At 70.9% G+C, this 3,664-nt stretch carries 2 protein-coding genes and 2 pseudogenes; all 4 read right to left on the bottom strand.

Features of this window, described 5'->3' with window-relative positions:
- On the bottom strand, nt 1-679 hold a 679-nt coding region (locus ABZ281_RS42275), incomplete at its 3' end, for a biotin/lipoyl-containing protein (RefSeq protein WP_356663317.1).
- Between the two features lie 63 nt (nt 680-742).
- The gene (lpdA, locus tag ABZ281_RS42270) at nt 743-2,131 is read right to left on the bottom strand and encodes a dihydrolipoyl dehydrogenase (protein WP_356663315.1); all 1,389 of its coding nucleotides are present in this window, start codon (nt 2,129-2,131) and stop codon (nt 743-745) included.
- Nucleotides 2,132-2,477: 346 nt separating this feature from the next.
- Nucleotides 2,478-3,563: pseudogene (locus ABZ281_RS42265) on the bottom strand (leucyl aminopeptidase); the annotation flags it as partial.
- Between the two features lie 9 nt (nt 3,564-3,572).
- A pseudogene (locus ABZ281_RS42260) lies at nt 3,573-3,664 on the bottom strand (50S ribosomal protein L11); the annotation flags it as partial.

Genomic DNA, 3,664 nt, shown 5'->3' with positions numbered 1-3,664 from the left:
CGGGCTGGGCCGGGGCCGCCGGGGCCTCCTGCGCCGGGGCGGCGGCCGGAGCCGCACCCGCGACACCGATGACGGCGAGCTTGGCGCCGACCTCGGCGGTCTCGTCCTCGCCGACCACGATCTCCAGCAGCGTGCCCGAGGTGGGCGCCGGGATCTCGGTGTCGACCTTGTCGGTGGAGACCTCGAGCAGCGGCTCGTCGGCCTCGACGCTGTCACCGACCGACTTCAGCCAGCGGGTGACGGTGCCCTCGGTGACGGACTCGCCGAGCGCGGGCAGGACCACGTCCGTGCCCTCGGCGGAGCCGCCGCCGGCAGCGGCGTCGGCGGTGGGAGCGGGCGCCGGGGCGGCCTGCTCGGTGGACGGGGCGGCCGGAGCCGGCTCGGGGGCCGGTTCGGCGACCTGCTCCGCGGCGGGGGCCGGGGCGGCGGCGGGCGCGCCGCTGCCGTCGTCGATCAGGGCCAGCTCGGCGCCGACCTCGACCGTCTCGTCCTCGGCGACCTTGATGGAGGCCAGGACACCGGCGGCGGGCGAAGGAATCTCGGTGTCGACCTTGTCGGTCGACACCTCGAGCAGCGGCTCGTCGGCCTCGACGCGCTCGCCCTCGGCCTTCAGCCAGCGGGTGACAGTGCCCTCGGTGACGCTCTCGCCGAGCGCCGGAAGGGTTACGGAAACCGCCATGGTTTCGGTTGCTCCTTACGGAAAGTGCGGAAGTCTGTGTCGTCGCGTTTGCCGACCGAGGGGTCAGTCGTGCGCGTGGAGGGGCTTGCCGGCCAGGGCCAGGTGGGCCTCGCCGAGCGCCTCGCTCTGGGTCGGGTGGGCGTGGATGAGCTGCGCGACCTCGGCGGGCAGCGCCTCCCAGTTGTAGATCAGCTGGGCTTCGCCGACCTGCTCGCCCATGCGGTCGCCGACCATGTGGACGCCGACGACGGCACCGTCCTTGACCTGGACGAGCTTGATCTCGCCCGCGGTGCCCAGGATCTTGCTCCTGCCGTTGCCCGCGAGGTTGTACTTCAGAGCGACGACCTTGTCCGCGCCGTAGATCTCCTTGGCCTTGGCCTCGGTGATACCGACGGAGGCGACCTCCGGGTGGCAGTACGTCACCCGCGGGACACCGTCGTAGTCGATCGGAACGGTCTTCAGACCGGCCAGGCGCTCCGCCACCAGGATGCCCTCGGCGAAGCCGACGTGCGCGAGCTGGAGGGTCGGGACGAGGTCACCGACGGCGGAGACGGTCGGCACGTTCGTGCGCATGTACTCGTCGACCAGGACGTAGCCGCGGTCCATGGCGACGCCCTGCTCCTCGTAGCCCAGGCCCTGGGAGACCGGGCCGCGGCCGATGGCCACCAGCAGGATCTCGGCCTCGAACTCCTTGCCGTCGGCGAGGGTGACCTTGACGCCGTCCTGGGTGTACTCGGCCTTCTGGAAGAAGGTGCCCAGGTTGAACTTGATGCCGCGCTTGCGGAACGAGCGCTCCAGCAGCTTGGAGGAGTTCTCGTCCTCGACCGGGACGAGGTGCTTCAGGCCCTCGACGATCGTGACCTCGGTGCCGAAGGACTTCCACGCGGAGGCGAACTCGACGCCGATGACACCGCCGCCCAGGATGATCGCGGACTTCGGCACGCGGTCCAGGACGAGGGCGTGGTCGGAGGAGATGATCCGATTGCCGTCGATGTCCAGGCCGGGCAGCGACTTCGGCACGGAGCCGGTCGCGAGCAGGATGTGGCGGCCCTCGACGCGGCGGCCGTTCACGTCGACGGACGTGGGGGAGGACAGCCGGCCCTCACCCTCGATGTACGTCACCTTCCGGGAGGCTACGAGCCCCTGCAGGCCCTTGTACAGGCCCGCGACCACGCCGTCCTTGTACTTGTGGACCCCGGCGATGTCGATGCCCTCGAAGGAGGCCTTCACACCGAACTGCTCGCTCTCGCGGGCCTGGTCGGCGATCTCACCCGCGTGCAGCAGGGCCTTGGTGGGGATGCATCCCCGGTGCAGGCAGGTGCCGCCGACCTTGTCCTTCTCGATCAGGGCGACGTCCAGGCCCAGCTGCGCCCCGCGCAGGGCCGCGGCGTAACCACCGCTGCCACCGCCGAGGATCACTAGGTCGAAAACGGTGCTGGCGTCGTTCGCCACGTCACGTCCTCCATGCATGTGCGCCGTGAGCCGGTCTTCAGTGACCGGCAGGCGGCTGGTGTCCGGCCGCTCGTTCTTCGGCCCTTCGGTGGGGCCCTGTCCTGCCGAGCCCCATCTTCGCACTTGTCAGCACACAAGGAGACGCCGGGCTGCGGTGTGAGACGCCCCACGTTCAGATGAGCCACACGCGGAGGCGCCGCACAGGGGCGCGGGGCTGTGTCTGATCTGCGGCTCCGCCGCGCGGACGCGAGGGCGGCCGACCCAAGGGGCGCGGGGAACTGCATGAACAGCCCCCACGCCCCCGCACTCGCCACACAACAGGCGAGACCGGGCTCTCAGACGGGGCTCAGCCCAGATCGCCCGCAGCCGTCAGCTCGGCCAGCCGCACCAGCGTCCGCACAGCCGTCCCCGTGCCGCCCTTCGGCGTGTACCCGAACGGCCCGCCCTCGTTGAAGGCCGGCCCGGCGATGTCCAGGTGCGCCCAGGTGATGCCCTCGCCCACGAACTCGCGCAGGAACAGACCGGCGACCAGTCCGCCGCCCATCCGCTCACCCATGTTCGCGATGTCGGCCGTGGCCGAGTCCATCCCCTTGCGCAGGTGCTCCGGCAGCGGCATCGGCCACGCCGGCTCCCCGACCTCCTCGGCGGCCTCGCACAGCGCGGCGCGGAACGCGTCATCGTTGCCCATGATCCCGAACGTCCGGTTGCCCAGCGCCAGCACCATCGCCCCGGTCAGCGTCGCCACGTCCACGATCGCGTCGGGCTTCTCCTGCGACGCCGCCCACAGCGCGTCGGCCAGCACCAGTCGGCCCTCGGCGTCGGTGTTGAGCACCTCCACCGTCTTGCCGCTGTACATCCGCAGCACGTCACCCGGACGGGTCGCGGACCCGGAGGGCATGTTCTCGGCCAGGGCGAGCCAGCCGGTGACGTTGACCTCCAGGCCGAGACGCGCGGCGGCCACGACCGCGGCGAACACCGAGGCCGCGCCGGCCATGTCGCACTTCATCGTCTCGTTGTGACCGGCCGGCTTCAGCGAGATGCCGCCCGAGTCGTAGGTGATGCCCTTGCCGACGAAGGCGAGGTGCTTCTTCGCCTTGGAGGAGGTGTACGACAGCTTGACCAGGCGCGGGGTGGCCGCGGAGCCGGAGCCGACACCGAGGATGCCGCCGTAGCCGCCCTTGGCCAGGGCCTTCTCGTCGAGCACCTGGATCTTGATGCCGTGTTCCTTGGCCGCGGCCTGGGCGATCGCGGCGAACGACTCGGGGTTCAGGTCGTTCGGCGGGGTGTTGATCAGGTCGCGGGAGCGGTTGAGCTCCTCGGACACGGCGACGGCACGCTCGATCGCGGCCTTGTACGCCTTGTCGCGGGGCTTGCCGCCGAGCAGGACGATCTCGGCGAGGGGAGCCTTGCCGTTCTTCGCCTTGGGGTCCTTGCCGTTGGCTCAGCCCTCGACCGTGACGCCCATGGAGCGGGCGGTGCCGGCGATGATCTTCTCGGCGGCGTCCAGGTCGTTGGCGTTGAGGTCGGGCATCT

Source organism: Streptomyces sp. NPDC006265, from assembly GCF_040613555.1.
Classification (GTDB): Bacteria; Actinomycetota; Actinomycetes; order Streptomycetales; family Streptomycetaceae; genus Streptomyces.
The sequence above is the reverse complement of the archived record's forward strand: the minus strand, read 5'-3'. Positions and strand labels throughout refer to the sequence as shown.